Annotated in this window: 23 protein-coding genes and 1 other RNA gene; 4 read left to right on the forward strand and 20 right to left on the reverse strand. The window is 63.1% G+C overall.

The window, feature by feature from the left end; all coding sequences use genetic code 11:
- Nucleotides 1–147: 147 nt before the first annotated feature.
- From lpxC to rsmI, 18 genes are all read right to left on the reverse strand, one after another.
- A complete protein-coding gene (lpxC, locus tag MnOB_RS22490; protein WP_077526468.1) occupies nucleotides 148–1,059 on the reverse strand; it encodes a UDP-3-O-acyl-N-acetylglucosamine deacetylase in 912 nt (303 codons plus the stop codon).
- A 112-nt stretch (nucleotides 1,060–1,171) separates the two neighbouring features.
- Nucleotides 1,172–2,359 carry a cell division protein FtsZ gene (gene ftsZ / locus MnOB_RS22495; protein ID WP_077526469.1) on the reverse strand — a complete coding sequence of 396 codons (1,188 nt, stop codon included), beginning with the start codon at nucleotides 2,357–2,359 and terminating at the stop codon, nucleotides 1,172–1,174.
- A gap of 49 nt (nucleotides 2,360–2,408) precedes the next feature.
- On the reverse strand, nucleotides 2,409–3,659 hold the full coding sequence (ftsA, locus tag MnOB_RS22500) for a cell division protein FtsA (protein ID WP_077526470.1): 1,251 nt from the start codon (nucleotides 3,657–3,659) through the stop codon (nucleotides 2,409–2,411).
- Between the two features lie 21 nt (nucleotides 3,660–3,680).
- Entirely contained in the window at nucleotides 3,681–4,544 is an 864-nt protein-coding gene (locus tag MnOB_RS22505) for a cell division protein FtsQ/DivIB (protein WP_077526471.1), read from the reverse strand.
- 4 nt (nucleotides 4,545–4,548) lie between these two features.
- Complete coding sequence (locus MnOB_RS22510) at nucleotides 4,549–5,496, reverse strand: D-alanine--D-alanine ligase (RefSeq protein ID WP_077526473.1); 948 nt, start codon at nucleotides 5,494–5,496, stop codon at nucleotides 4,549–4,551.
- Nucleotides 5,493–6,953: a UDP-N-acetylmuramate--L-alanine ligase gene (murC, locus tag MnOB_RS22515; RefSeq protein ID WP_077526475.1), complete on the reverse strand. Its 1,461-nt coding sequence runs from the start codon at nucleotides 6,951–6,953 to the stop codon at nucleotides 5,493–5,495. The genes MnOB_RS22510 and murC overlap by 4 nt, the downstream gene beginning before the upstream one ends.
- Nucleotides 6,946–8,016 (reverse strand): undecaprenyldiphospho-muramoylpentapeptide beta-N-acetylglucosaminyltransferase, encoded by a 1,071-nt coding sequence (gene murG / locus MnOB_RS22520; RefSeq protein ID WP_077526477.1) that lies wholly within the window; start codon nucleotides 8,014–8,016, stop codon nucleotides 6,946–6,948. Before murG ends, murC begins: the two co-directional genes overlap by 8 nt.
- On the reverse strand, nucleotides 8,013–9,221 hold the full coding sequence (ftsW, locus tag MnOB_RS22525) for a putative lipid II flippase FtsW (RefSeq protein WP_077526478.1): 1,209 nt from the start codon (nucleotides 9,219–9,221) through the stop codon (nucleotides 8,013–8,015). Before ftsW ends, murG begins: the two co-directional genes overlap by 4 nt.
- Nucleotides 9,221–10,567 carry a UDP-N-acetylmuramoyl-L-alanine--D-glutamate ligase gene (gene murD / locus MnOB_RS22530; RefSeq protein WP_077526479.1) on the reverse strand — a complete coding sequence of 449 codons (1,347 nt, stop codon included), beginning with the start codon at nucleotides 10,565–10,567 and terminating at the stop codon, nucleotides 9,221–9,223. Before murD ends, ftsW begins: the two co-directional genes overlap by 1 nt.
- A gap of 6 nt (nucleotides 10,568–10,573) precedes the next feature.
- The gene (gene mraY / locus MnOB_RS22535) at nucleotides 10,574–11,656 is read right to left on the reverse strand and encodes a phospho-N-acetylmuramoyl-pentapeptide-transferase (protein ID WP_077526480.1); all 1,083 of its coding nucleotides are present in this window, start codon (nucleotides 11,654–11,656) and stop codon (nucleotides 10,574–10,576) included.
- A gap of 2 nt (nucleotides 11,657–11,658) precedes the next feature.
- Nucleotides 11,659–13,023 carry a UDP-N-acetylmuramoyl-tripeptide--D-alanyl-D-alanine ligase gene (locus tag MnOB_RS22540; RefSeq protein WP_077526481.1) on the reverse strand — a complete coding sequence of 455 codons (1,365 nt, stop codon included), beginning with the start codon at nucleotides 13,021–13,023 and terminating at the stop codon, nucleotides 11,659–11,661.
- Nucleotides 13,016–14,479: a UDP-N-acetylmuramoyl-L-alanyl-D-glutamate--2,6-diaminopimelate ligase gene (locus tag MnOB_RS22545; RefSeq protein WP_077526483.1), complete on the reverse strand. Its 1,464-nt coding sequence runs from the start codon at nucleotides 14,477–14,479 to the stop codon at nucleotides 13,016–13,018. Before MnOB_RS22545 ends, MnOB_RS22540 begins: the two co-directional genes overlap by 8 nt.
- Entirely contained in the window at nucleotides 14,479–16,212 is a 1,734-nt protein-coding gene (locus MnOB_RS22550; protein ID WP_077526485.1) for a peptidoglycan D,D-transpeptidase FtsI family protein, read from the reverse strand. Before MnOB_RS22550 ends, MnOB_RS22545 begins: the two co-directional genes overlap by 1 nt.
- Nucleotides 16,209–16,502 carry a cell division protein FtsL gene (gene ftsL, locus MnOB_RS22555; RefSeq protein ID WP_077526487.1) on the reverse strand — a complete coding sequence of 98 codons (294 nt, stop codon included), beginning with the start codon at nucleotides 16,500–16,502 and terminating at the stop codon, nucleotides 16,209–16,211. Before ftsL ends, MnOB_RS22550 begins: the two co-directional genes overlap by 4 nt.
- A complete protein-coding gene (gene rsmH / locus MnOB_RS22560; protein ID WP_077526489.1) occupies nucleotides 16,499–17,446 on the reverse strand; it encodes a 16S rRNA (cytosine(1402)-N(4))-methyltransferase RsmH in 948 nt (315 codons plus the stop codon). Before rsmH ends, ftsL begins: the two co-directional genes overlap by 4 nt.
- The gene (gene mraZ, locus MnOB_RS22565; RefSeq protein WP_077526491.1) at nucleotides 17,443–17,898 is read right to left on the reverse strand and encodes a division/cell wall cluster transcriptional repressor MraZ; all 456 of its coding nucleotides are present in this window, start codon (nucleotides 17,896–17,898) and stop codon (nucleotides 17,443–17,445) included. Before mraZ ends, rsmH begins: the two co-directional genes overlap by 4 nt.
- A gap of 318 nt (nucleotides 17,899–18,216) precedes the next feature.
- Nucleotides 18,217–18,575, reverse strand: an RNA gene (gene rnpB, locus MnOB_RS22570) — RNase P RNA component class A.
- A gap of 40 nt (nucleotides 18,576–18,615) precedes the next feature.
- A complete protein-coding gene (gene rsmI, locus MnOB_RS22575) occupies nucleotides 18,616–19,488 on the reverse strand; it encodes a 16S rRNA (cytidine(1402)-2'-O)-methyltransferase (RefSeq protein WP_077526493.1) in 873 nt (290 codons plus the stop codon).
- A 120-nt stretch (nucleotides 19,489–19,608) separates the two neighbouring features.
- Between rsmI and MnOB_RS22580 the strand changes: the two genes are divergently transcribed.
- From MnOB_RS22580 to MnOB_RS22595, 4 genes are read left to right on the forward strand one after another with little or no spacing between them, the layout of a single operon-like run.
- Nucleotides 19,609–21,420: a penicillin-binding protein activator gene (locus MnOB_RS22580; RefSeq protein ID WP_077526495.1), complete on the forward strand. Its 1,812-nt coding sequence runs from the start codon at nucleotides 19,609–19,611 to the stop codon at nucleotides 21,418–21,420.
- Nucleotides 21,417–21,785: a YraN family protein gene (locus MnOB_RS22585; RefSeq protein WP_077526497.1), complete on the forward strand. Its 369-nt coding sequence runs from the start codon at nucleotides 21,417–21,419 to the stop codon at nucleotides 21,783–21,785. The genes MnOB_RS22580 and MnOB_RS22585 overlap by 4 nt, the downstream gene beginning before the upstream one ends.
- Before the next feature lie 28 nt (nucleotides 21,786–21,813).
- Nucleotides 21,814–22,407, forward strand: coding sequence for a phosphoheptose isomerase (locus MnOB_RS22590; protein ID WP_077526499.1), 594 nt, complete (start codon nucleotides 21,814–21,816; stop codon nucleotides 22,405–22,407).
- Nucleotides 22,404–22,934: a BON domain-containing protein gene (locus MnOB_RS22595; protein ID WP_077526501.1), complete on the forward strand. Its 531-nt coding sequence runs from the start codon at nucleotides 22,404–22,406 to the stop codon at nucleotides 22,932–22,934. The genes MnOB_RS22590 and MnOB_RS22595 overlap by 4 nt, the downstream gene beginning before the upstream one ends.
- A 46-nt stretch (nucleotides 22,935–22,980) precedes the next feature.
- Here the strand turns inward: MnOB_RS22595 and MnOB_RS22600 are convergent, their stop codons facing one another.
- Both MnOB_RS22600 and MnOB_RS22605 read right to left on the reverse strand, forming a co-directional pair.
- Nucleotides 22,981–23,409: a ClpXP protease specificity-enhancing factor gene (locus MnOB_RS22600; protein WP_077526503.1), complete on the reverse strand. Its 429-nt coding sequence runs from the start codon at nucleotides 23,407–23,409 to the stop codon at nucleotides 22,981–22,983.
- A 10-nt stretch (nucleotides 23,410–23,419) separates the two neighbouring features.
- The gene (locus MnOB_RS22605; protein WP_077526505.1) at nucleotides 23,420–24,037 is read right to left on the reverse strand and encodes a glutathione S-transferase N-terminal domain-containing protein; all 618 of its coding nucleotides are present in this window, start codon (nucleotides 24,035–24,037) and stop codon (nucleotides 23,420–23,422) included.
- Nucleotides 24,038–24,057: the final 20 nt, after the last annotated feature.

Consider the following 24,057-nt stretch of genomic DNA (forward strand, 5'->3'; position numbering starts at 1 on the left):
TGTAATCGCGCTGGCTACGTCGTACACCTTCTGCCATGGAGCGCTCCTGAAAATAAGGGCAAAGGTGTAAACCTTATTCAGGACGGGACAGAGGATAAAAAAAGGCCACCCGAAGGTGGCCTTTGAAGTCAGGAAAGAGGGTATTGCTTAAACGGCTGCTACCGGTCGCATATAGGAGATAGGTGCAGTCCTGGCATCCTCGAAGGTCACCACTTCCCAGGCGTCCTTCTGCTCGATGAGCTGGCGCAGCAAGCGGTTGTTCAGCGCGTGGCCCGACTTGAAGCCACGGAATTCGCCGATCAGGCTGTTTCCGAGCAGGTAGAGATCACCGATCGCATCGAGAATCTTGTGCTTGACGAACTCGTCCTCGTAACGCAGGCCGTCTTCGTTGAGCACCTGGTTCTCGTCTACCACGATGGCATTCTCCACGCTGCCGCCGAGTGCCAGGTTCTGAGAACGCAGGAACTCGATGTCGCGCATGAAGCCGAAGGTCCGCGCGCGGCTGACCTCCTTGACGAACGAGGTGCTGGAGAAATCCACGCTCGCACTTTGGGTGCGGTTGCGGAATACCGGGTGATCGAAATCGATCTCGAAGCTCACCTTGAAACCATCGAAGGGCACGAAGGTAGCGCGCTTGTCGCCCTCCTCCACAGTCACTTCGCGCAGGATACGGATGAACTTCTTCGGCGCTTCCTGCTCCTGCAGGCCGGCGGATTGAATCAGGAAGACGAAGGGACCAGCGCTGCCGTCCATGATCGGCACTTCCGACGCGGAGAGTTCGACGTAGGCGTTGTCGATGCCCAGGCCTGCCATGGCCGAAAGCAGGTGCTCCACGGTGTCCACCTTGACCTCACCGTTGATCAGTGTGGTCGACATGGTGGTCTCACCGACATTCTCGGCGCGTGCAGGAATATCCACCACGGGATCGAGGTCGGTACGGCGGAACACTATGCCAGTGTCCACGGGAGCGGGCTTGAGGGTCAGGTAGACCTTTTCCCCGGAATGCAGCCCCACGCCAGTGGCACGGATAATGTTCTTGAGAGTGCGTTGTCTGATCATGGCATTGGCCGCTTGTGCGCAAGTTGCGAACTGTTTTCAACAATGGGCGGCGATAATAGCAGAACCGCCCTTTGCTGAACACCAATCACCCTAATGCTCCTGATACAAATCATCAATCGGCCTGGCGACGCAGGAACGCCGGGATGTCCAGGTAATCCAGGTCATCCTGAGTGTTGAGCTTGGCCGCGGTGGCCGCGCCGGCGTGAGCCTGGTTGCGCATCACGGTCGGGCGATCCAGGTCGCGGTAGTTGACGGACGACTGCTCCGGACGAGCGGCGACGGTGGTGGTGGCCACAGCGGCTGCCTGAACGGTGTTGTCGACGACTTTGACCGGCTTCTCGATGCGCGCACCCAGGCCAGTGGCCACTACGGTTACGTGCAGCTCGTCGCGCATGTCCGGATCGATCACGGTACCCACCTTGACGGTGGCGTGCTCGGAAGCGAACTGCTCGATGATGTTACCCACGTCGGAGTACTCGCCCAGGGACAGGTCCGGACCCGCGGTGATGTTCACCAGGATGCCGCGTGCGCCTTGCAGGTTCACGTCGTCCAGCAGCGGGTTGCGGATGGCCGCCTCGGTGGCTTCGCGAGCGCGATTCGGACCGCTGGCGCAACCGGTGCCCATCATCGCCATGCCCATTTCGCTCATGACAGTCTTAACGTCGGCGAAGTCGACGTTGATCATGCCGGGACGCTTGATGATGTCGGAGATGCCGCGCACCGCGCCGGCGAGTACGTCGTCCGCCTTGGCGAAAGCAGCCAGCAGGCTGGCGTCCTTGCCGAGGATGGTCAGCAGCTTCTCGTTGGGGATGGTGATCAGCGAGTCGACGCTTTCCGCCAGGGAGCGAATGCCCTCGTCGGCGATCTGCATGCGCTTGCGACCTTCGAACGGGAACGGACGGGTCACCACCGCAACGGTGAGGATGCCCATTTCCTTGGCCACTTCGGCAATGATCGGCGCTGCACCGGTACCGGTACCGCCACCCATGCCGGTGGTGATGAAGACCATGTCGGCGCCCTGCAGCACTTCGGCAATGCGCTCACGGTCTTCGATGGCAGCCTGACGGCCGACTTCCGGGTTGGCGCCGGCACCCAAGCCCTTGGTCACGCCTGGGCCGAGTTGCAGCACGGTGCGCGCACCGATGTTTTTCAGCGCCTGGGCATCAGTGTTGGCGCAGATGAACTCGACGCCTTCAATGTTGCTTTTCGACATGTGGTTAACGGCGTTGCCACCGCCGCCACCAACGCCGATAACCTTGATAACCGCTGTTTGCGGAACGTTATCTACGAGTTCGAACATTTTCCCCTCTCCTTCCTTTTTTAGTTTTTTCGCCTACTGCGTACCGCGTTTAAAAATTGCCCTGAACCCAGCGCTTGAGCCGTTCCAGTACAGGAGCCTTGGCCTCTTCGGCATAGCCGTAGCTGCCAGTGGAGGCAGGCATGCCGTCGGATTGCTTGCGCAACCCGTACATCAGCAGGCCCACGCCCGTGGAATAGATGGGGTTGCGCACGACATCCGCGAGCCCCTTCACGCTATGCGGGACGCCGAGGCGTACCGGCATGTGGAAAATCTCTTCGGCCAGTTCAACCGCACCTTCCATCTTGGCGGTGCCACCGGTGAGAACGATGCCCGCCGGAATCAGGTCCTCGTAGCCGCTGCGGCGCAGCTCGGCCTGGATCAGGGTGAAGAGCTCGTCGTAACGCGGCTCGACCACCTCCGCCAGGGCCTGGCGCGACAGTTCGCGCGGCGGGCGGTCGCCGACGCTGGGCACCTTGATGGTTTCTCCGGCGCCGGCCAGCTTGGCCAGGGCGCAGGCGTAGCGAATCTTGATCTCTTCGGCGTACTGGGTCGGCGTACGCAGGGCCATGGCGATGTCGTTGGTCACCTGGTCGCCGGCGATCGGGATCACCGCGGTGTGGCGGATGGCGCCTTCGGTGAAGATGGCGATGTCGGTGGTGCCGCCGCCAATATCCACCAGGCAGACACCCAGTTCCTTCTCGTCATCGGTGATGACCGAGTAAGCCGAGGCCAGTTGCTCCAGGATGATGTCGTCGACTTCGAGACCGCAGCGGCGCACGCACTTCTCGATGTTCTGCGCCGCATTCACCGCGCAAGTCACCACGTGCACCTTGGCTTCCAGACGCACACCGGACATGCCCAGCGGCTCGCGTACGCCTTCCTGGTTATCGATCACGTAATCCTGGGCCAGGGTGTGCAGCACACGCTGATCGGCCGGGATGGCCACCGCCTGCGCCGCGTCCAGAACACGCTCGATGTCGGCACCGCTCACTTCGCGGTCGCGAATCGCCACGATGCCGTGGGAGTTCAGGCTGCGGATGTGGTTGCCGGCGATGCCGACGAATGCCGAGTGGATGCGGCAGCCCGCCATCAGCTGGGCCTCTTCCACCGCACGCTGGATGGATTGCACGGTGGACTCGATGTTTACCACCACGCCCTTTTTCAGGCCGCGCGACGGATGAGTGCCGATACCGACGATTTCCAGTTGGCCGTCAGCTGCGACCTCGCCCACCAGCGCCACCACCTTGGAGGTGCCGATGTCCAGGCCGACGATCATCTTGCCGCTCTGTACGCTTCCCATGGTTCTAACCTTCTCTCTAATTCACTGCACGGCGACCGTGGTCGCCGCGGGGGCCTCGACCTGCGCCCGCCAGGCCACAGCCAGGCCGTTCGGATATCGCAGGTCGACGCGCTCGATGTTCGCAATCTGTTCCTTCAGCGTTTTCTCGTAGATCGAGATGAATCGCCGCATTTTCTCTACCAGGTGGTCCCGCCCCAGTAGCAATTCGACACCCTGTCCAGTGGACAGGAACCAGCTACCGCGTTCACGCAACTCCAGCCGGACTATGGAAAAGCCGAGCGGGCGCAACATCTGGCTGAGCATCTGGTATTGCTGCATCACCTGCTCCTGTGCCCGTTGTGGGCCCCAGAGCTGCGGCAGCTGTTCGTAGTGGGCCAGTTCGCGCGGAGCGAAGGCCTGGCCCTGGTTGTTCAGGAGTGCTTCGTCGCCCCAACGGGCGATAGGCAACTGTTCTTCCAGCCGGACCATTACCTGGTCCGGCCACACACGGCGTACCTCTGCGTGGGCGATCCACGGCATCTGCTCCAGCTCGCGGCGCATGCCGGCCAGGTCGATGCTGAAGAAGCTCGCAGCGATGTAAGGCGCGATCCGTTGCTGCACCGCCTGCTGGCTGATGTAACTCAGATCGCCCTGCACATTGACCTTGGCGATGGGCCGGTCGGCATAAGGAAGCAGGCGCTGGGCCGCTTCGTAGGCGCCGAAACCGAGCACCGCCAGCATCACCGGCCACATCAGCTTGCGCAGGAAACCGAAGCTGGGCTTGGGCAGACGCTGGGTCAGCGGCTCCTTGGCCACCATCCGACTGGCGCCACGCGGCATCGGCTTGCGCGAGGGAGCGGCGCGGCCGATAACGGGTTCCTGGCGGCGGATAGTGGCATTACGCATGGGATCAGCCCCTTGCCTCGACGCTGTCGGTCAGGATTGCCAGCACCAGTTGCTGGAAATCCAGGCCCGCGGCGCGTGCGGCCATGGGCACCAGGCTGTGATCAGTCATGCCCGGTGCGGTGTTGACTTCGAGGAGCCAGAAGCGCCCTTCGGCGTCCTGCATCACGTCGGCGCGAGCCCAACCCTGGATACCGAGAGTCTCGCAAGCGCGCGCGGTGAGCTGCTTCAGCTCCTCTTCCTTTTCCGCATCCAGGCCACAGGGGATCTGGTAGCGGGTGTCACTGGCCAGGTACTTGGCGTCGTAGTCGTAGAAGGTGTGCGGGGTACCAAGGCGGATGGGCGGCAGAACGTCGCCGCGCAGCCAGGCAATGGTGAACTCCGGACCGTGGATCCACTGCTCGACCAGGACCTGCGGGTCATAGGTTCCAGCTGCGCGCCAGGCTTCGATGAGCGCCTCGACGTTCTCGACCTTCGCCATGCCGATGCTGGAGCCTTCGTGGGCCGGTTTGACGATCAGCGGGAAGCCCAGTTCTTCTGCGGCCTGTCGGCAGTCCTGCTCGCTGGCGAGCACGGCATGGCGCGGGGTCGGCAGACCCAGGCTGATCCACAGCTGCTTGGTGCGGAGCTTGTCCATCGCCAGGGCCGAGGCAAGGATGCCGCTGCCGGTATAGGGAATGCCCAGGCACTCCAACAGGCCCTGCATGCTGCCGTCTTCGCCGCCACGGCCGTGCAGGATGATGAAGGCGCGGTCGATCTTCTCGGCCTGCAGGCGTTGCAACAGGTCGTCACCCACGTCGATGCCGAAGGCGTCCACGCCGGCGGCCTGCAGGGCCTGCAACACCATGGCGCCGGATTTCAGCGACACCTCGCGCTCAGCGCTCTTGCCGCCGTAGAGCACGGCGACCCGGCCGAACGCAGCCGGCTCGAGGGTGGATTTCAATTGCGCGCTCATTTCGTCTTCCTCTTGGCGGCGTCGTCAGACTGGCCACCAAACAGCGGGTTCTGGATCAGTTGCGGGGCCAACGCGCCGATGTCGCCGGCACCCTGACAGAGCAGGATGTCGCCGGGACGCAGCAGCGGCTTGACCAGGGGCGCCAGATCGACGCCGCGCTCGATGTAGATCGGGTCCAGTTGGCCGCGCTGACGGATGCTGTGGCAGAGCTGGCGGCTGTCGGCACCAGGGATCGGCTCTTCGCCGGCCGGGTAGACCTCCATCAGCAGCAGTACGTTGGCCTCGCCGAGGACCTGCACGAAATCCTCGTAGAGATCGCGGGTGCGGCTATAACGGTGCGGCTGGTAGACCATCACCAGGCGACGCTCCGGCCAACCACCGCGAACAGCCTTGACCACCGCAGCCACTTCGCGCGGGTGATGGCCGTAGTCATCCACCAGCATCACGCTGCCGCCTTCGATTTCCAGCTCGCCATAAACCTGGAAGCGTCGACCCACACCCTGGAAGCCGGAAAGGCCCTGGACGATGGCTTCGTCGCTGATGCCTTCGTCGGTGGCAATCGCAATGGTCGCGAGGGAGTTCAGGACGTTGTGGTTACCCGGCATGTTCACCGAGACATCCAGCGGCTCGCGGTCCTTGCGCAGGACAGTGAACCAGGTGCGCATGCCTTCCTGGCGAACATTGATGGCGCGTACGTCGGCGTCTTCGGCGAAGCCGTAGGTCACGGTGGGACGTGCGACCTGAGGCAGGATTTCGCGTACTACCGGGTCATCCACGCAAAGCACGGCCAGCCCATAGAACGGCAGGTTGTGGAGGAACTCGACGAAGGTCTTCTTCAGCTTGTTGAAGTCCCCTTCGTAGGTGCTCATGTGGTCCGCGTCGATGTTGGTGACCACGGCCACCATCGGCTGCAGATGCAGGAAGCTGGCGTCGCTTTCATCCGCCTCGGCTACCAGGTAACGGCTGGTGCCAAGCTGGGCGTTGGTGCCGGCAGCGTTCAGTCGACCACCGATGACGAAGGTCGGATCAAGGCCACCGGCAGCGAACACCGAAGCGATCAGGCTGGTTGTGGTGGTCTTGCCGTGGGTACCGGCGACGGCGATGCCGTGACGGTAACGCATCAGTTCAGCCAGCATTTCGGCGCGCGGCACCACCGGGATACGGCGCTCCAGGGCAACCGCAACCTCGGGGTTGGATTTGTTCACGGCGCTGGACACCACCAGAACATCGGCGTGCTCAGCATTCTCGGCGCGGTGGCCGATGAAGATCTGGGCACCAAACTTCTCCAGACGCTCGGTGACCGCCGAGGTCTTGAGGTCGGAACCGGACACGCGGTAGCCCAGGTTAAGCAGCACTTCAGCGATCCCGCACATGCCCACACCGCCGATACCGACGAAATGGATCCGGCGGATGCGGCGCATTTCCGGCTGGGGCATAGCTTTCTGGCTCTCAACCATGGGCCACCTCCAGGCAGATCTCGACCACGGTACGGGTGGCGGCGGGTTTGGCCAGACGGCGGGCAGTAGTGCCCATGGCCTTGAGTTTTTCGGGCTGCATCAGAACCTCGGTCAGCTGAGCGGCGAGCTTGGCCGCGTCAGTGGAATGTTGCGGAAGAAGGACAGCTGCGCCCTCCTTCGCCAGATATTCGGCATTGCGCGACTGGTGGTCGTCGATCGCATGGGGCAGTGGCACCAGGAACGACGGCAGCCCGGCGGCGGCCAGTTCGCTCACGGTCAGGGCACCTGCACGGCAGATGACCAGGTCGGCCCAGGCATAGGCACGTGCCATGTCCTTGATGAAGGGTGCGACCTCCGCTTCGACCGCGGCTTCGCGATAACGCTCCGCGGTGATCTCGTCATGCTTGCGGCCGGCCTGGTGGAAGACTTCCGGGCGCAGGTCCGCAGGGATCTTGGCCAGCGCTTCCGGCAGCAATTTGTTCAGCGGCTCGGCGCCCAGACTGCCGCCCAGCACCAGCAGGCGCGGCTTGCGTCCTGCCAGGGCATCACGCGGCGTTTCCAGGAACAGCTCCTCGCGCACCGGGTTGCCGGTGGTGCGCCGTTTGTCGCTTTGTCCGAAGGTATCGGGGAAGGCCTCGCAAACGCGGCTGGCAAGAGGCGCCAGGCTGCGATTGGCGGTCCCTGCCACAGCGTTCTGCTCGTGGATGATCAGCGGAACACCGGACAGGCGTGCTGCCAGTCCACCGGGACCGGTGACATAACCGCCCATGCCCAGTACGCAGACGGGTTTCAGTTCACGCACGATGCGGCGCGCCTGGAACAGCGACTTGAGCAACTCGAAGGGTGCCTTGAGCAGGGACTTCAGCCCCTTGCCGCGCAGGCCGCTCACCTGAATGAGATGCAGCGGCAGGCCCGCCTGGGGTACCAACTCGTTCTCGATTCCTTTCGGCGTCCCGAGCCAATGCACCTTGAAGCCGCGCGACTGGAACTCACGCGCGCAGGCCAGGGCCGGGAATACGTGGCCGCCGGTGCCGCCGGCCATGATCAGCACGTTGCCGCTCATGGGCGCACCTCCTCGTCGAAGAAATCGCTTTCGACGAATTCCACTTCCTCATTGCCCAACTGGGTACGCCGCTCCCATTCGATACGCAGCAACAAGGCCAGGCTGACGCAGCAGATCACCAGGGAACTGCCGCCATAGCTGAGGAACGGCAGGGTCAGGCCCTTGGTCGGCAGCAGGCCGACGTTCACGCCGACGTTGATCAACACCTGGCCGATCCAGAGGAACGCGAGGCCGTAGGCGACGTAGGCGGAAAAATACTGGCGCGCCTTCTCGGCCCATAGACCGATGTAGAGGGCCCGGACGCTGACGAAGACGAACAGGCCGACGGTTGCCAGTGCGCCCACCATTCCAAGCTCTTCGGCCAGCACGGCGAACACGAAGTCGGTATGGGCCTCAGGCAGGTAGAACTGCTTCTGGATGCTGTTGCCCAGACCTACGCCAAGCCATTCGCCGCGACCGAAAGCGATCAACGCCTGGCTCAACTGATAGCCGGCACCGTACTGGTCGGCCCAGGGATCCACGAAGTTGGTCAGACGCTGCATCCGGTAACTCTGGCTGGTCATGACCAGGACGCCGGCAGCCAGTACCGCGCCTGCCAGGGGGATGAAGCGAACCAGGTTGATACCGCCCAGGAAGAGCATCGCGATGCAGGAGCCAACCAGCACCACGGTGGCTCCGAAGTCAGGCTCGGCCAGCAGCAGTACGGCAATCGGACCGAGCACCAGCATTGGCTTGATGAAGCCGGTCAGCTTCTCGCGAACTTCATCCTGGCGACGCACCATGTAGCCGGCGATGAACATCACGGTGAACAGCTTGGCGAGCTCGGACGGCTGCAGGTTGAACAGACCGAAACCGATCCAGCGCTTGGCGCCGTTGATCTCGCGGCCGATGCCCGGCAGCAGTACCAGCACCAGCAGGATGATGGCCGCGAGCATCAGCCGCGCGCCGTGGCGCTGCCAGAAGGCCATGGGAATCTGCAGGGTGACCAGCGCCGCGCCAAGTCCGATCGTCAGGTAAATCAGGTGGCGGATCATGTGGTACAGCGGGTTGCCGGACTGCGCCGCAGCCACTTCCGACGAGGCCGAAGTGATCATCACCAGGCCCAGGCCAAGTAGCGACAGGCAGCCGGCCAGCAGCGGGAAGTCGATGTCGATTCCGCGGCGACTGCGCAGCGGCGACGGGGCGGCAAGCAGACGGGCGAGCATCAGGAAAGTCCCTCCGCTGCCTGGGCAAAGAGGCGCCCGCGCTCTTCGAAATTCTTGAACATGTCCAGGCTGGCGCATGCCGGCGACAGCAACACCGCGTCACCGGCCTCGGCCAGCTCAGCAGAGCGCTGTACGGCCTCATCCAGGGCCTTGACCCGCACCAGCGGCACGGCGTCGCCCAAGGCATCGGCGATCAACTCGGCGTCACGTCCCAGCAGCACGACGGCTCGGCAGAAGCGCGCTACGGGAGCCTTGAGACCTGAGAAGTCGGCACCCTTGCCATCGCCACCGGCGATCAGCACCAGCTTGCCGCCGATATCGGCACCGAGCCCTTCGATTGCCGCCAGCGCCGCACCGACGTTGGTGGCCTTGGAGTCGTCGTAGTACGACACACCACGCAGCTCACGCACCCATTGGCAACGGTGAGCCAGTCCCGGGAAGGTCCTCAGAGTCTCCAGCATGGGTTCGAGCGGCAATCCCACCGCGTGCCCCAGCGCCAGCGCAGCCAGGGCATTGGACTGGTTGTGGGCGCCACGAACCTTCAGCTCGCGCACCGACATCAGCTTGTCGAACTGATAGGCCAGGTACTTCTCGCCGTCTTCTTCGATGAGGCCGAAGGATTTGAAGTCCGGCTTGTTCAATCCGAAAGTCCAGCAGGGCAGCTGGTCGGCTACCAGCGGCCGCGACAAGGCATCTCCACGATTGACCACGACCTGACGCGCGCCCCGGAAGATGCGGTGCTTGGCCAGGTGATAGGCCTGCATGTCGGCGTAGCGGTCCATATGGTCTTCGCTGACATTGAGCACTGTCGCCACTTCGGCATTCAGGCGATCCGTGGTCTCCAGCTGGAAGCTGGACAGCTCGAGCACGTAAAGCTCAACGTCATCATTCAGCAGGTCCAGCGCCGGCGTGCCCAGGTTGCCGCCGACGGCGACGCGCTTGCCGGCAGCCGCCGCCATGTCACCCACCAAGGTGGTAACGGTGCTCTTCGCGTTCGAACCGGTGATGGCAACGATCGGCGCCTTGGCATTGCGAGTGAACAGTTCAATATCACCGGACAGCTTGGTGCCGCGGCTCGCGGCTTCCTGTAGCGCCGGCGTTGCCAGGGCAAGGCCGGGGCTCACGTAGAGCTCGCTGGCGCGACTCAGGAAGTCCGGGTCGAGCTCGCCACAACGCACTTCCACCTGCGGGAACTGGCTTTGCAGCGTCGCCAGTTCCGGCGGGTTCGCGCGGGTATCAGCCACAGCAAACGGAACGCCCTGACGCGCCAGGAAGCGCACCAGGGACATGCCGCTCTTGCCGAGGCCGACAACGATGCGGAACTGGTCGGAAGCGATCAACGTCACTCTCGGTTACCTCAGTTTCAGGGTGGCAAGGCCCACCAGGACCAGGATCACGGTGATGATCCAGAACCGCACGATGACCCGGGGTTCGGGCCAGCCTTTCAGCTCGAAGTGGTGATGGATAGGGGCCATGCGGAATACACGACGACCGGTCAGCTTGAACGAGGCGACCTGGATCATCACCGACAGCGTCTCCATCACGAACACGCCGCCCATGATGAACAGCACCACTTCCTGGCGCACGATCACGGCGATGGCTCCCAGCGCCGCGCCCAGGGCGAGAGCGCCGACGTCACCCATGAAGACCTGGGCCGGGTAGGTGTTGAACCAGAGGAAGCCGAGACCAGCGCCCACCAGAGCGGCACAGAACACGATCAGCTCGCCCGCGCCCGGCACGTAAGGAATCAGCAGGTAGTCGGCGAATTTGATGTTGCCCGAGAGGTAGCAGAAGATTCCCAGCGCGCCGCCGACCATCACGGTGGGCATGATGGCCAGGCCATCGAGGCCGTCGGTCAGGTTCACGGCGTTGCTGGAGCCTACGATCACGAAGTAGGTCAACACCACGAAACCGATGCCCAGCGGGATTTCGATGTTTTTAACCAGAGGCAGGATCAGGGTGGTCTCTGCCGGCGTGCTCGCGGTCATATAAAGGAAGATCGCAGCGGCAATGCCGAACACGGACTGCCAGAAATACTTCCAGCGGCTCGGCAGGCCGCGAGAGTTCTTCTCGATCACCTTGCGGTAGTCATCCACCCAGCCAATGGCACCGAAGGCCAGGGTCACAGCCAGCACCACCCAGACATAGCGGTTGGACAGGTCTGCCCAGAGCAGGGTGCTGATGGCGATGGCAGTCAGGATCAGCGCGCCACCCATGGTTGGCGTGCCGGATTTCGACAGGTGCGATTGCGGGCCGTCGTTACGTACGGCCTGGCCGATCTGGCGGATCTGCAGGGTGCGGATCATCCAGGGACCGAGCCAAAGCGACAGCGACAGCGCTGTCAGGACGCCGAGAATCCCGCGCAGGGTCAGGTACTGGAATACGCCGAACCCTTTATAGAACTGTTGCAGGTACTCAGCGAGCAGCAGCAGCATGATTAGTGAGCCTCCCCCGTCCCGCAGAATGCCGCGACGACTTTGTCCATCGCCGCACTGCGGGAGCCTTTGATCAGAATTGTGGTGTTTGCGTCCTGCTCGCTGACCAGTGCCTGGATCAGGCTGGACTGGTCGGCGAAGTGGCGTCCCTGGGAACCAAAGGCAGTGACGGCGTGCGCCATCAGCGGGCCAACGGCGTACAGGGCACTGACCTTGCCGCGAGCATATTCGCCAACTTCGCGATGCCCTTGTTCGGCCCAGTCGCCAAGCTCGCCCATATCTCCGAGCACCAGGACGGTGCGACCGGAAAAGCCGGCGAGTATATCAACGGCGGCCAGCATCGACGCGGGGTTGGCGTTGTAGCTGTCGTCGATTACGCGCATGCCGCTGGTGGCGAGCTGCGCTACGGCGCGGCCTTTTACAGGCTGCAGGTTTTCCAGGCCGGCCTTGATCCCGACCAGCGGCACGCCAAGGGCGTGCGCAGCGGCGGCGGCGGCCAGTGCGTTGGCGACGTTGTGCGCCCCCAACAGGTTGAGCTGGATGTCCGCGTCGCCGGCTACGCCACGAAGGCTGAAGGCCATGCATCCACGGGCATCGCGGGTAATGTTTTCGGCTCGCAGGTCTGCGTCGGCATCGGCCAGGGCAAAGCTCAGCACCTTGCGACCGGCTGCACGCTTGTGCCAGATCGCAAAGGCGCGATCATCGCGATTGAGGATCGCCACACCATCAGCGGGCAGGCCCTCGAGAATCTCGCCCTTGGCTTCGACGATCCTTTCCGGACCACCGAACTCGCCCACGTGGGCAGTACCGGCGTTGTTGAGGATCGCCACCTGTGGCCGGGTCAGGCCCACGGTGTAGAGGATTTCGCCGACGCGCGACGCGCCCAGTTCGATCACCGCGCTGTCGTGCTCGGAACCAAGCTCCAGCAGGGTCAGGGGTACGCCGAGATCGTTGTTCAGGTTGCCACGGGTGGCCAGCACGGAACCCTGGGTACGCAGGATGCTGGCAAGCATCTCCTTGACCGTGGTCTTGCCGCTGGAGCCCGTCACCGCTGCCACGCGACCGGTGAAACCGTCGCGATTGTAGGCGCCCAGGCGACCGAGCCCTTCGCGGGTGTCGGCGACCAGGAGTTGCGGGATCGGCGCGTCCGCCACCTTGCGCTGTACAAGGGCTGCGACGGCGCCCTGGGCAGCTACATCGGCGAGATAGTCATGGCCGTCGAAACGCGGGCCGACCAACGCGATGAACAACTGCCCGGCTTCGATCTTGCGGCTATCACTGGAGACACCACTGAACGCTACGTCCGCACCGATCAGTTCTGCCTGCAACGGCCCAAGCAGCTCAGACAGCTGGAAGGGTTTAAGCATGGGGCACCTCCCAGGCATCCAGCGCCTTGGCGGCCTCATCGAGATCGGAGAAGGAGTGACGTACGCCAGCGATCTCCTGGTAATCCTCATGGCCTTTGCCGGCCAGCAGGACGACATCGTCCACACCAGCAGTGCCTATCAATCGGGCGATCGCCAGGCCACGGCCAGCGACGAACTCGACCTTGTCCACGGCAGCGAAGCCGGGACGAATGTCGGAGAAGATCTGAGCGGGGTCTTCCGTGCGCGGGTTGTCGTCGGTTACCAGCACCCGGTCGGCCAGTTGTTCAGCGACGGCCGCCATGATCGGGCGCTTGCCACGATCACGATCACCGCCACAACCGAACAGGCAGAGCAGACTTCCGCGAACATGGGGGCGCAGGGCTTGCAGGACCTTCTCCAGGGCATCCGGAGTATGTGCGTAGTCCACGACTACCAACGGTTTTTCACCGCCACCAAGTCGCTGCATGCGGCCGACGGGCCCCTGCAACGACGGCAGGACACCAAGCACATCCACCAGTGGGTAATCCATGGCAAGCAGTGCGCCAACCACCGCCAGCAGGTTGCTCAGGTTGAATCGACCCAGCAACGGGCTTCGCAGCAGGCCTTCACCCTGGTTGGTAACCAGCTGGGCGCGAACGCCGTGATCGTCGAAGTGGGCTTCGCGGCAATAAATGAATGCGCTGGGGTCTTCCAGGCTATAGCTGAACAGCCGCGATTCATGCTGTTCCGCTGCCAGTTTGCGTCCGAACGCGTCGTCCAGGTTGATCACCCGGGCGCGCAGGTTGGGCCAACTGAACAGCTTGGCCTTGGCGGCCGCGTAGGCCTCCATTGAGCCGTGGTAGTCCAGGTGGTCACGGGACAGGTTGGTGAACGCTGCTACGTCGAAATCCAGAGCGGCTACTCGTCCCTGTTCCAGACCGTGGGACGAAACTTCCATGGCCACGGCGCGCGCGCCGGCCTGCTTCAGATTGGCCAGGGTGGCCTGCACGGCAAGCGGGTCAGGCGTGGTATGGCGGCCGCTTTCCAGCTCGCCGTAGAAACCGGTGCCCAGGGTGCCGACTATGCCGCAGCGCTCGCCCAACTGGTCGAGCGCCTGCGCCAGCAGTTGGCTGACACTGGTCTTGCCGTTGGTCCCGGTGACGCCGACCAGCCGCACGGCGCGGCTCGGCTCGCCATAAAAGCGCCCGGCAATGGCTGAAAGCTGGTTGGCCAAGCCTTTGACAGGAATGAGCTCAGCGCCGGCAACTTCAGACACCTCGGCACCGGCGACCTCATAGGCGACGGCAACGGCACCGCGAGCGACAGCATCAGCGATATGGGCGCGGCCATCGTGCTGAGCACCGGGAATGGCCAGGAACAGATCTCCCGGACGTACCTTGCGGCTATCCAGTGTCAGTTCGCGAATCAACGTGGCGCTTTGCGCCTGGGACAGTAACTGGTTCAGTGGCATGGGCATCAGATCCGCCCTCCTTTGCCGGTGGCCGCATTCGCGGTCTGTTGTTCCTCGGTGGGCAGGTTGTCCGGCGCGATGTTCATCAATCGCAACGCACCAGCCATGACCTTGCCAAAGACCGGGGCCGAAACCAGGCCGCCGAAGTAGCCCGCCTTGCTGGGCTCGTCGATCACCACCACCATCGCGATACGCGGGTTGGTAGAAGGACCGAAGCCCGCGAAGAGCGAGCGATAGGCGTTCTGGGTGTAGCCCTTGGTTCCTACGCTGGCTTTACGCGCCGTACCACTCTTGCCGGACACGTGGTAACCCGGCACCTGGGCGCGGAACACGCCACGCGGTGCTTCGACCACTTGTTGCAGCATGCCCTGCATGGTCTTGGCCACTTCGGCGGGGATTACTTGCGCACCGTCGGGAATGCTGTCCACACGAGTCATGGACAGCGGTACAGCCTGGCCATTGTTGGCCAGCGTCGCGTATGCATGGACCAGTTGGATGGCAGTGATCGACAGGCCGTAGCCGTAAGACAGGGTGGCGGTCTCTGCTTTGCGCCACTCGCGGTGGTTGGGCAGGTTACCTACGCGCTCACCCGGGAAGCCGAGGCCGGTGTCCTGGCCCATGCCCAGCTTGCGCATGGTGTCGTAAATGGCCTCGCCGCCAATGTCGAAGGCGATCTTGCTCATGCCGACGTTACTGGAGTTGATCAGGATGCCGGTCAGGTCGAGGATCGGCCCTTCGGTCTTGGATACGTCCTTGATGGTGTAGCGGCCGATCTGCAGCGAACCGGGATAGACCTCGACCTTGTCCTCGGGCTTCCAGCGGCCGGACTGCAGGGCAGCGGACATGGAAATCGGTTTCACGGTCGAACCGGGCTCGAACACGTCGATCATCGCGCGATTGCGCATCGCGGCCGGTTGCAAGTTGCGGCGGTTGTTCGGGTTGTAAGTGGGCTGGTTGGCCATCGCCAGCACTTCGCCCGTCTTCACATCGACGATCACGAGGCTGCCCGCCTTGGCACCGTTCTCCACCAGGGCATTGCGCAGCTCCCGATGGGCCAGGTACTGCAGGCGCAGGTCGATGGACAGGGCCAGTGTCTTGCCTGGTTTTGCGTTGCGAGCGACCTGGACGTCCTTGATCAGGCGACCACGGCGATCCTTGAGAACCTGGCGCTTGCCCGGCACACCAGCCAGCCACTCATCGAACGACAGCTCGACGCCTTCGCGACCACGGTCGTCGACGTCGGTAAAGCCCACTACATGCGCGGTCACTTCACCGGCCGGATAGAAGCGGCGGAATTCCTCGATGCCATACACGCCAGGAGCCTTGTTGGCCATGATGGCCTGCCCCTGTTCCGGCGTCAGGCCACGCACCAGGTACATGAACTCGCGATTGGCGTTCTGTTCGATGCGCTGGGCAAATGCTTTCGGGTCCTGCCCAAGGGCCTGGGCGATCCGCGGCCACTCGTCGCGCAGCGCCATGAGGTCCTTGGGATTGGTCCAAAGGGTAGAGACCGGCGTACTCACAGCGAGCGGTTCGCCGTTACGGTCGGTGATCAGTCCGCGGTGGGCGGGAATCGGGATGTGCCGCACGCTGCGCGCATCACCATGAGCCTTGAGGAAATCATGGTCGATCACGTGCAGGTCGACGATGCGCCAGGAAATGGCGCCGACCATGATGGCGAGCAGGCCCAGCACCACCCGGAAACGCCAGGGGTAGAGTGCGCCTTCCAGCTTCATCATTGCGCCACCATCCGCACTTCTGCCGGATCAGGGATGCGCATCTTCAGCTGTTCGCTGGCCAGGGATTCGATGCGGTTATGCGCAGTCCAGGTGCTCTGCTCGAGGACCAGGCGCCCCCACTCGGCCTGAGCTTTGTCACGCACACTGAGTTCTGCATACAGCTCGTTGAGCAGCTTGCGATTCCAATGGGCGCTGTAAGACACCGCGATAGCGGAGAACAGCACGCCGACGAACAGCAGCAGCATGATCAGGCTGCCGCCGGGAAGAGGCTTGGCGTAGAGCCGGCTCATCGCAGCTTCTCCGCCACACGCATGACTGCGCTGCGCGAGCGCGGATTCGCCTTGGTTTCTTCGTCGGAGGCGTACTGCGGCTTGCCGAGCAGCTTCAGGCGCGGCTCGAAGGTAGCCAGACGGACGGGCAGGTCGCGGGGAAGCTTGTCTGCCTCGCCCTTGGCGTGCTTGCGCATGAACTGCTTGACGATGCGGTCTTCCAGGGAATGGAAGCTGATCACCACCAGGCGACCACCGACAGCGAGTGCTTCGAGCGCGGCATCCAGCCCCAGCTCCAGGTCGCCCAGCTCATTGTTGACGTGAATACGAATGCCCTGGAATGCGCGGGTAGCAGGATTCTTGCCCTTTTCCCAGGCGGGATTGGCGACCGTCAGCACAGCCGCCAGGTCGGCGGTACGCTCGAAAGGCTTCTCCGCACGGCGCTGCACGACGGCGCGAGCCATACGCTTGGCGAATCGCTCTTCGCCATAGTCCTTGAAGACACGGGCGATTTCGTCCTCGCTGGCACTGGCAATCCACTGCGCAGCGCTTTGGCCGCGATCAGGGTTCATGCGCATATCCAGCGGGCCATCGTTCAGGAAGCTGAAGCCACGCTCCGGATCATCAAGCTGCGGGGAGGACACGCCCAGGTCGAGCAGAACGCCGTCAACCTGCCCGGCAAGCGAGCGCGTGCGCACTTCGTCGCCAAGCTCGGCAAAGCTCCTTTGCACAATGACAAAGCGGCCGTCATCGGCCGCCAGAGCTTGCCCCGTCGCAATCGCTTGCGGGTCTTTGTCGAACCCCAGCAAGCGACCTCCCGGCCCAAGCCGCTCCAGGATGAGCCGACTATGCCCTCCCCGCCCGAACGTGCCATCGAGGTAGCAGCCATCTGCGCGCAGGGCGAGGCCTTCCACTGCCTCTTCGAGCAGTACGGTGATATGGCGGAAGCTGCTGGTTGCGCTCACAGGATTAGGTCACGTAGTTCACCCGGCAGACCGCCGGGTTGTTTGATTGCCATGAGGTCGGCCTCGGAAATCGCAGTCCAGGCATCCTCATCCCACAGTTGAAATTTGTTCAGTTGGCCGACCAGCATGGCCCGCTTGTCCAATCCGGCGTACTCGCGCAGGCGCGGAGGAACCAGAAAGCGCCCGGCGCTATCCAGCTCCAGGTCCACGGCATTACCGATCAACAGGCGTTGCAGGCGGCGAGTTTCCTCGCGCAGGGAAGGCAGCTCTCTCAGCTTGGCTTCGATGAGCTCCCATTCAGGCAGGGGGTAGACAGTCAAACAGGGATCGACGGCGTCGATTGTAACGATGAGCTGCCCACCACAACGCGAAACGAGCTCGTCCCGATACCGACTTGGCATCGCGAGTCGCCCTTTGGCGTCGAGACTGATGGCGTTAGCTCCGCGAAACAAGGCTGCGCTTCCCCTTTTGATTGGCTTTCCGTGCTAGTAAATCCCACTTCCACCCACTTCGCTCCACTTCCGCACACTATAGAAATGCGCCAGCCCCACCGTCAAGGCGCGCAAAAGCGGAAAACTCCTTACAGGACGGCAATTTAGCGAGGGTTTGGAAGGTATTCGGGCGGTTTTGGAGGGGCAAAGGGGAAGTAAAATCCAGCATTTACAAGAAGCTGAACTTCGAACTTAAAGTAATTTGTTAAGAGTAAGATCTTTTCGGTATTTCGAGGACGGGACAAAGAGCGGAGAAGAGCTAACGCGAGGAGAGAAAAAGCAGAGAGTCGATCTGTAAGCCGGGTTCTGTCGAGGACAGTCATTCATCTACGGCTGCCATCACTGACAGCCTTTAGCAACCTACCCGAATCCGACGCGGGCCGCGCCATGGATTCCTATTTGGTCTTGCTCCGAGTGGGGTTTGCCTAGCCACGAACTGTTACCAGTCGTGCGGTGCGCTCTTACCGCACCTTTTCACCCTTACCGGCGCTTGCGCGCTTAGGCGGTTATTTTCTGTGGCACTTTCCGTAGGCTTGCGCCTCCCAGGCGTTACCTGGCACTCCGCCCTATGGAGCCCGGACTTTCCTCCCTCTCAAAATCGTAGAACGAAATGAGACAGCGACTGTCCGATCGACTCTCCGCCGACAAGGTTAACGGCAGGCGCCCTCAAGAACAAGCTCAGACGTCCGACTGACGCTCCAAGGCCGCCTGATACAACAGATTCTTGCGCACACCCGTGATCTCCGCAGCCAACGCTGCAGCCCGTTTGACGGGCAACTCGGCCAGAAGTAGATCCAGCACCCGCAAGGCTTCCGCACTCAAGGCATTCTCGCCTTCCGGCGCTTGCCAGCCGCCGACCAGCACCACGCACTCGCCACGCTGCTGATTCGAGTCCGCCGCCACCCAGGCACACAACTCTTCCAATGGCGCACCCTTCAAGGTCTCGAAGGTCTTGGTCAATTCCCTCGCCAGCACCGCTGGACGATCGCCGCCGAATACTCCACGCATATCCTCCAGAGATTCCAGGAGACGATGAGGCGCTTCATAGAAGATGAGCGTTCTCGGCTCTTCCTTGATGTCCTCCAGCCGGCCACGGCGGCCGCTGGCCTTGGCGGGGAGAAAGCCCTCGAAGATGAATCGATCCGAAGGCAAGCCAGCCGTCGACAACGCCGCGATCAACGCACAGGCGCCCGGTACGGGAACGACAGGAATGCCGGCCGCACGGGCCTGGCGCACCAGATGGAAGCCCGGATCAGAGATCAACGGAGTTCCCGCGTCGGAGATCAGCGCAACATCATCCCCGGCTTGCAAACGCGACAGGAAGCGCCCGCCGTGGTCACGCTCGTTGTGCTCGTGACAGGCCGCCAGCGGCGTTTCTATGCCGAAGTGTTGCAATAGGCGCACCGAGTGGCGCGTATCCTCGGCGGCGATCAGACTTACGTCCCGCAGCACTCGCAGGGCCCGGGCGGTGATGTCGTCGAGGTTGCCGATGGGCGTTGCGACCACATAAAGCGTACCGACCGCACTGCCGCTGGCGGAAGAAAGAGTCACAAGGCACCTCGGAAAAGACTGAAAGCGCGCATTGTATCCCGATTCACCGGCCCGACATCGCGCCTCAACCGGCGCTTGGGTACAATCGCACCTTTCTTTAACGAGTATCGGGACCGATAAATGATCGCTTGCCTGCGTCCGCTCTCCGCCCTCTGCCTCGCTGGCCTGCTGGCTGCCTGCGCCAGCTCGCCCTCGTCCAGCCTTGGCGAACTGCCCCGCACGCCCGACGCCAGCATCGAGCAACTGCTGCAGCAGGCCAGCGAAGCCAAGCCGGAAGAGGCCGTACTGCTCCGTCTGTCTGCCGCCGACCTCGCCTACAAGCAGCAGGACATCGGCCGCTCCGCTCGCATCCTGGAACAGATTCCGCTGGACAGCATGAAACCTGCGCAGCATATCTTCGCCAGCACCCTGGCCGCGGAACTGGCCATGGCCCGCAACCAGCCCAAAAGCGCGCTGAAGGCCCTGAGCCACCCCAGCTTCGACCACCTGGCCGAATTGCCGGTAGAGCAGCAGGTGCGCACTCAACTGGTTCGCGCCCGCGCCCTGGAAGCCGACGGCCAGACCCTCGCGGCCGCTCGCGAACGCGTATTCATCGCCCCGCTGCTGAGTGGTGAAGCGGCCAGCAGCAACCACGAAGCCATCTGGGCACTGGTCTCCAGCCTCCCGCTCGACCAACTGCAAGGTGGGGGCGACAAGGACCTGGCCGGCTGGCTGGAACTGGCACGCCTGACCAAGACCTCCTCGACACTGGAGCAGCAGCAGGCAGCGATCGACAACTGGCGCGCACAGAATCCGGAGCACCCGGCCGCCAAACAGCTACCCCAAGCCCTGACCAAGCTGAAGGAAATTGCCGGCCAGCCCCTCACCAAGATTGCCCTGCTCCTGCCCCAGGAAGGCCAACTGGCATCGGTCTCCCGCGCTCTGCGTGACGGTTTCCTGGCCGCCCACTACCAGGCCCAGCAATCCGGACAGCCGCAACCGACTATCGAGATCTACGACAGCTCCAAGCTGACCTCCATCGATGACTTCTACCGTCAGGCTCAGGCCGATGGCGTGCAACTTGTCGTCGGCCCGCTCGAGAAGCCGCTGGTCAAGCAACTCAGCACCCGCGAGCAACTCCCCATCACCACCCTTGCCCTGAATTACAGCGATTCCGGCCAGGAAGCACCGGCCCAGCTCTTCCAGTTCGGCCTTGCCGCCGAAGACGAAGCCCGCGAAGTAGCCCGCCGCGCCTGGGCGGACGGCATGCGCAGCGCCGTGGCACTGGTTCCCCGAAGCGAATGGGGTGATCGTGTATTGCGCGCCTTCCAGCAGAGCTGGCAAGCCGAAGGTGGTCGCCTGATCGCCGCGGAACACGTCGACCAGCCCGTGGCCCTGGCCCAGCAGATCGCCGACCTGTTCCAACTGCGCCAGAGCGAAGCCCGTGCCAAGCGCCTGCAAGGCACCCTGGGCGTTCCGGTAGCGGCCCAGCCGGCCCGACGCCAGGATGTCGATTTCATCTTCCTCGCCGCAACGCCGCAGCAAGCGCAACAGATCAAGCCGACGCTGGCCTTCCAGTACGCTGGCGATGTCCCGGTCTACGCCACCTCCCACCTTTATTCGGCGAGCAATGATCCGGCCCAGTACCAGGACCTCAACGGCATTCGCTTCTGCGAGACCCCCTGGCTCCTGGAAGGCGACGACCCGCTCCGCCAACAGGTTGGCAGCCAATGGCCTCAGGCCGGCGGTAGCCTGGGCCGCCTCTATGCCATGGGTGCGGACGCCTATCGTCTCGCACCGCGCCTCGCGCAACTGAAAGCCCTGCCGGAAACCCAGGTGGATGGCCTTTCCGGCCGCCTCAGTCTCAATCCCGCCCGTCGCGTCGAGCGTCAGCTTCCCTGGGCCGAGTTCCGCGATGGTCAGGTCCAGCGCCTGAAAGACAGCGACTCTTGATTGACCGGCGTGCCCGCGGGCAAGCGGCGGAAGCCCTTGCCCGCGATCATCTCGAAGCCAACGGACTGCGCTTGCTGTCCCAGAACTGGCTGTGCCGACGCGGCGAGCTCGATCTGGTCATGCTCGACGGCGATACAGTAGTATTCGCCGAAGTCCGCTACCGGCGTCATGCCGGCTGGGGCGGTGCCCTCGAGAGCGTCGATGCCCGCAAGCGCGAAAAACTGGCATACGCCGCCCAACAGTTCCTCCAGCAGGAATCCCGCTGGGCAAAATACCCTTGTCGATTTGATGTGATTGCCGTCCATGCAATGGACGGTGACTCACCCCCGCGACTGACCTGGCTGAAGAATGCCTTCGACACCTGATCGGTCGCCCCACTGAAGGTCTAACCCGATGGACATGCAACCCCGTATTCGCCAACTCTTCCAGGCCAGCATCGACACGAAGCTGCAAGCCATGGAAGTGCTGGCCCCGCACATCGAGCACGGCAGCATGGTGATGGTCCACGCGCTGCTCAATGAGGGCAAGATATTGTCCTGCGGCAACGGCGGCTCGGCCGGCGACGCCCAGCACTTCTCCTCGGAACTGCTCAATCGCTTCGAACGCGAGCGCCCGAGCCTGCCCGCAATTGCGCTGACTACCGACAGTTCGACCATTACCTCCATCGCCAACGACTACAGCTACAACGAAGTCTTCTCCAAGCAGATCCGCGCCCTGGGCCAACCCGGCGACGTGCTGCTGGCCATCTCTACCAGTGGCAACTCCGCCAACGTGATCCAGGCCATCCAGGCCGCCCACGACCGCGAAATGGTGGTGGTTGCCCTTACCGGCCGCGACGGCGGCGGCATGGCATCCCTGCTTCTTCCGGAGGATGTGGAAATTCGTGTGCCATCCAAGATCACCGCACGAATCCAGGAAGTGCACCTGCTGTCCATCCATTGCCTCTGCGACCTGATCGACCGTCAACTGTTTGGGAGTGAAGAATGATCCGTTCCCCGCTGATACTCGCCGGCCTGGCCCTCTGCCTTGCGCTCTCCGGCTGCGGTGGCCGCACCATCGGCAAGACCATCGATGACCAGTCCATGCCATCGAAAGTACGCGCCAAAGTCGAGGCGGCCAGCCCTGATCTGAAGACCAACTCGCACGTCGTCGTCTCCAGCTACAACGGCGTCGTGCTGCTTGCCGGCCAGACGCCGCGCGCCGACCTCAAGGAACTGGCTGGCCAGGCCGCCCAGTCCGCACAAGGCGTGCGTCGTGTGCACAACGAACTGCAAGTGCTGCCGCCCTCTTCCACCCTGGCGCGCATGAACGACAGCACCATCACCACCAAGATCACCACCCAGCTGCTGGCCGACGGCAAGGTCCCCAGCTCGCAGATCAAAGTCATCACCGAGAACGGCATTGTCTATCTGCTGGGCCTGGTTACCCGCCAGGAAGCCCAACTGGCCACCAGCATTGTCCAGAACGTTTCTGGGGTGCAGAAGATCGTGCGGCTCTTCGAATACACCAACTGACCTTACGGCAGGCATGAAAAAGGCGATCCGAGGATCGCCTTTTTTATTACTTGACCACTTTGAGGCTGGGCCGCCCGCTGGGGCGGGAGGGTTCGCCTCCCGAACTCGGCGACTCGCCACCCGACGGACCGTCATCCTCCGGCTCGGGATCGTCACCTGGCAGCGGCGGTTCCAGGTCGAAGACCATGCCCTGGCCATTCTCCCGCGCGTAGATGGCCATGACCGCAGCGGAAGGGATGTAGAGGCTGTGGGCAACACCACCGAAGCGCCCTTCGAAGCTCACCGCCTCGTTGTCCATGTGGAGATGGCGCACCGCACTCGGCGAAACGTTGAGCACGATCTGCCCGTCATTGGCGTAGCCGGGCGGAACCCGCACGTCGGTGTGCTCGGCGTTGACCAGCAGATGCGGCGTGCAATCGTTGTCGACGATCCATTCGTAGAGGGCACGGACGAGGTAGGGACGACTGGAATTCATCTTGGTCTCCTCAGCGCATGTCGCGTTCGACGGCGGATAGGCTGGACTGGAAGGAGTCACGGGAAAACGCGCGCTCCATGTAGTCCAGAAGAGGCTTGGCCGGCCGCGGCAACTCAATGCCCAGCAGGGGAAGGCGCCAGAGAATCGGCAGCAGGCAGCAATCCACCAGACTGAAATCTTCGCTTAGAAAATACGGCTTGTCCGCAAACAGCGGCGACACTCCGGTCAGGCTTTCACGCAGTTCCTTGCGCGCAATGGCCTTGTCGGCGTCCTTGCTACGCGGATCGAGAATGCGATCGACCAGCGAACACCAGTCGCGCTGCACTCGATGAATGAGCAGGCGAGTGTTGGCACGCGCCACGGGATAGACCGGCAACAGAGGAGGATGGGGGTAACGCTCCTCCAGGTACTCCATCACCACGGTGGACTCATAAAGCGCCAAGTCGCGATCAACCAGGGTCGGAACGCTGCCATAGGGATTGACCTCGGCCAGCTTGGGCGGGCAGCGGCCCGGCTCGACATTGATGATCTCGGCGGCAACGCCCTTCTCGGCGAGCACGATACGCACACGATGGGAGTAGTGGTCGGCGGGGTCGGAGTAACAGGCCAGCCTGTTGGTGACGGCCATTGCGTCCTCCTCACATTGGA

The sequence above is a fragment of the Metapseudomonas resinovorans genome (genome assembly GCF_002003485.1).
GTDB classification, from domain to species: domain Bacteria; phylum Pseudomonadota; class Gammaproteobacteria; order Pseudomonadales; family Pseudomonadaceae; genus Metapseudomonas; species Metapseudomonas resinovorans_D.

Excerpts from the sequence above, each read along its gene's own strand:
- lpxC (WP_077526468.1), bottom strand. The coding sequence starts at position 1,059 with ATGATCAGACAACGCACTCTCAAGAACATTATCCGTGCCACTGGCGTG.
- ftsZ (WP_077526469.1), bottom strand. The coding sequence starts at position 2,359 with ATGTTCGAACTCGTAGATAACGTTCCGCAAACAGCGGTTATCAAGGTT.
- ftsA (WP_077526470.1), bottom strand. The coding sequence starts at position 3,659 with ATGGGAAGCGTACAGAGCGGCAAGATGATCGTCGGCCTGGACATCGGC.
- MnOB_RS22505 (WP_077526471.1), bottom strand. The coding sequence starts at position 4,544 with ATGCGTAATGCCACTATCCGCCGCCAGGAACCCGTTATCGGCCGCGCC.
- MnOB_RS22510 (WP_077526473.1), bottom strand. The coding sequence starts at position 5,496 with ATGAGCGCGCAATTGAAATCCACCCTCGAGCCGGCTGCGTTCGGCCGG.
- murC (WP_077526475.1), bottom strand. The coding sequence starts at position 6,953 with ATGGTTGAGAGCCAGAAAGCTATGCCCCAGCCGGAAATGCGCCGCATC.
- murG (WP_077526477.1), bottom strand. The coding sequence starts at position 8,016 with ATGAGCGGCAACGTGCTGATCATGGCCGGCGGCACCGGCGGCCACGTA.
- ftsW (WP_077526478.1), bottom strand. The coding sequence starts at position 9,221 with ATGCTCGCCCGTCTGCTTGCCGCCCCGTCGCCGCTGCGCAGTCGCCGC.
- mraY (WP_077526480.1), bottom strand. The coding sequence starts at position 11,656 with ATGCTGCTGCTGCTCGCTGAGTACCTGCAACAGTTCTATAAAGGGTTC.
- MnOB_RS22540 (WP_077526481.1), bottom strand. The coding sequence starts at position 13,023 with ATGCTTAAACCCTTCCAGCTGTCTGAGCTGCTTGGGCCGTTGCAGGCA.
- MnOB_RS22545 (WP_077526483.1), bottom strand. The coding sequence starts at position 14,479 with ATGCCCATGCCACTGAACCAGTTACTGTCCCAGGCGCAAAGCGCCACG.
- MnOB_RS22550 (WP_077526485.1), bottom strand. The coding sequence starts at position 16,212 with ATGATGAAGCTGGAAGGCGCACTCTACCCCTGGCGTTTCCGGGTGGTG.
- ftsL (WP_077526487.1), bottom strand. The coding sequence starts at position 16,502 with ATGAGCCGGCTCTACGCCAAGCCTCTTCCCGGCGGCAGCCTGATCATG.
- MnOB_RS22580 (WP_077526495.1), top strand. The coding sequence starts at position 19,609 with ATGATCGCTTGCCTGCGTCCGCTCTCCGCCCTCTGCCTCGCTGGCCTG.
- MnOB_RS22590 (WP_077526499.1), top strand. The coding sequence starts at position 21,814 with ATGGACATGCAACCCCGTATTCGCCAACTCTTCCAGGCCAGCATCGAC.
- MnOB_RS22595 (WP_077526501.1), top strand. The coding sequence starts at position 22,404 with ATGATCCGTTCCCCGCTGATACTCGCCGGCCTGGCCCTCTGCCTTGCG.
- MnOB_RS22600 (WP_077526503.1), bottom strand. The coding sequence starts at position 23,409 with ATGAATTCCAGTCGTCCCTACCTCGTCCGTGCCCTCTACGAATGGATC.
- MnOB_RS22605 (WP_077526505.1), bottom strand. The coding sequence starts at position 24,037 with ATGGCCGTCACCAACAGGCTGGCCTGTTACTCCGACCCCGCCGACCAC.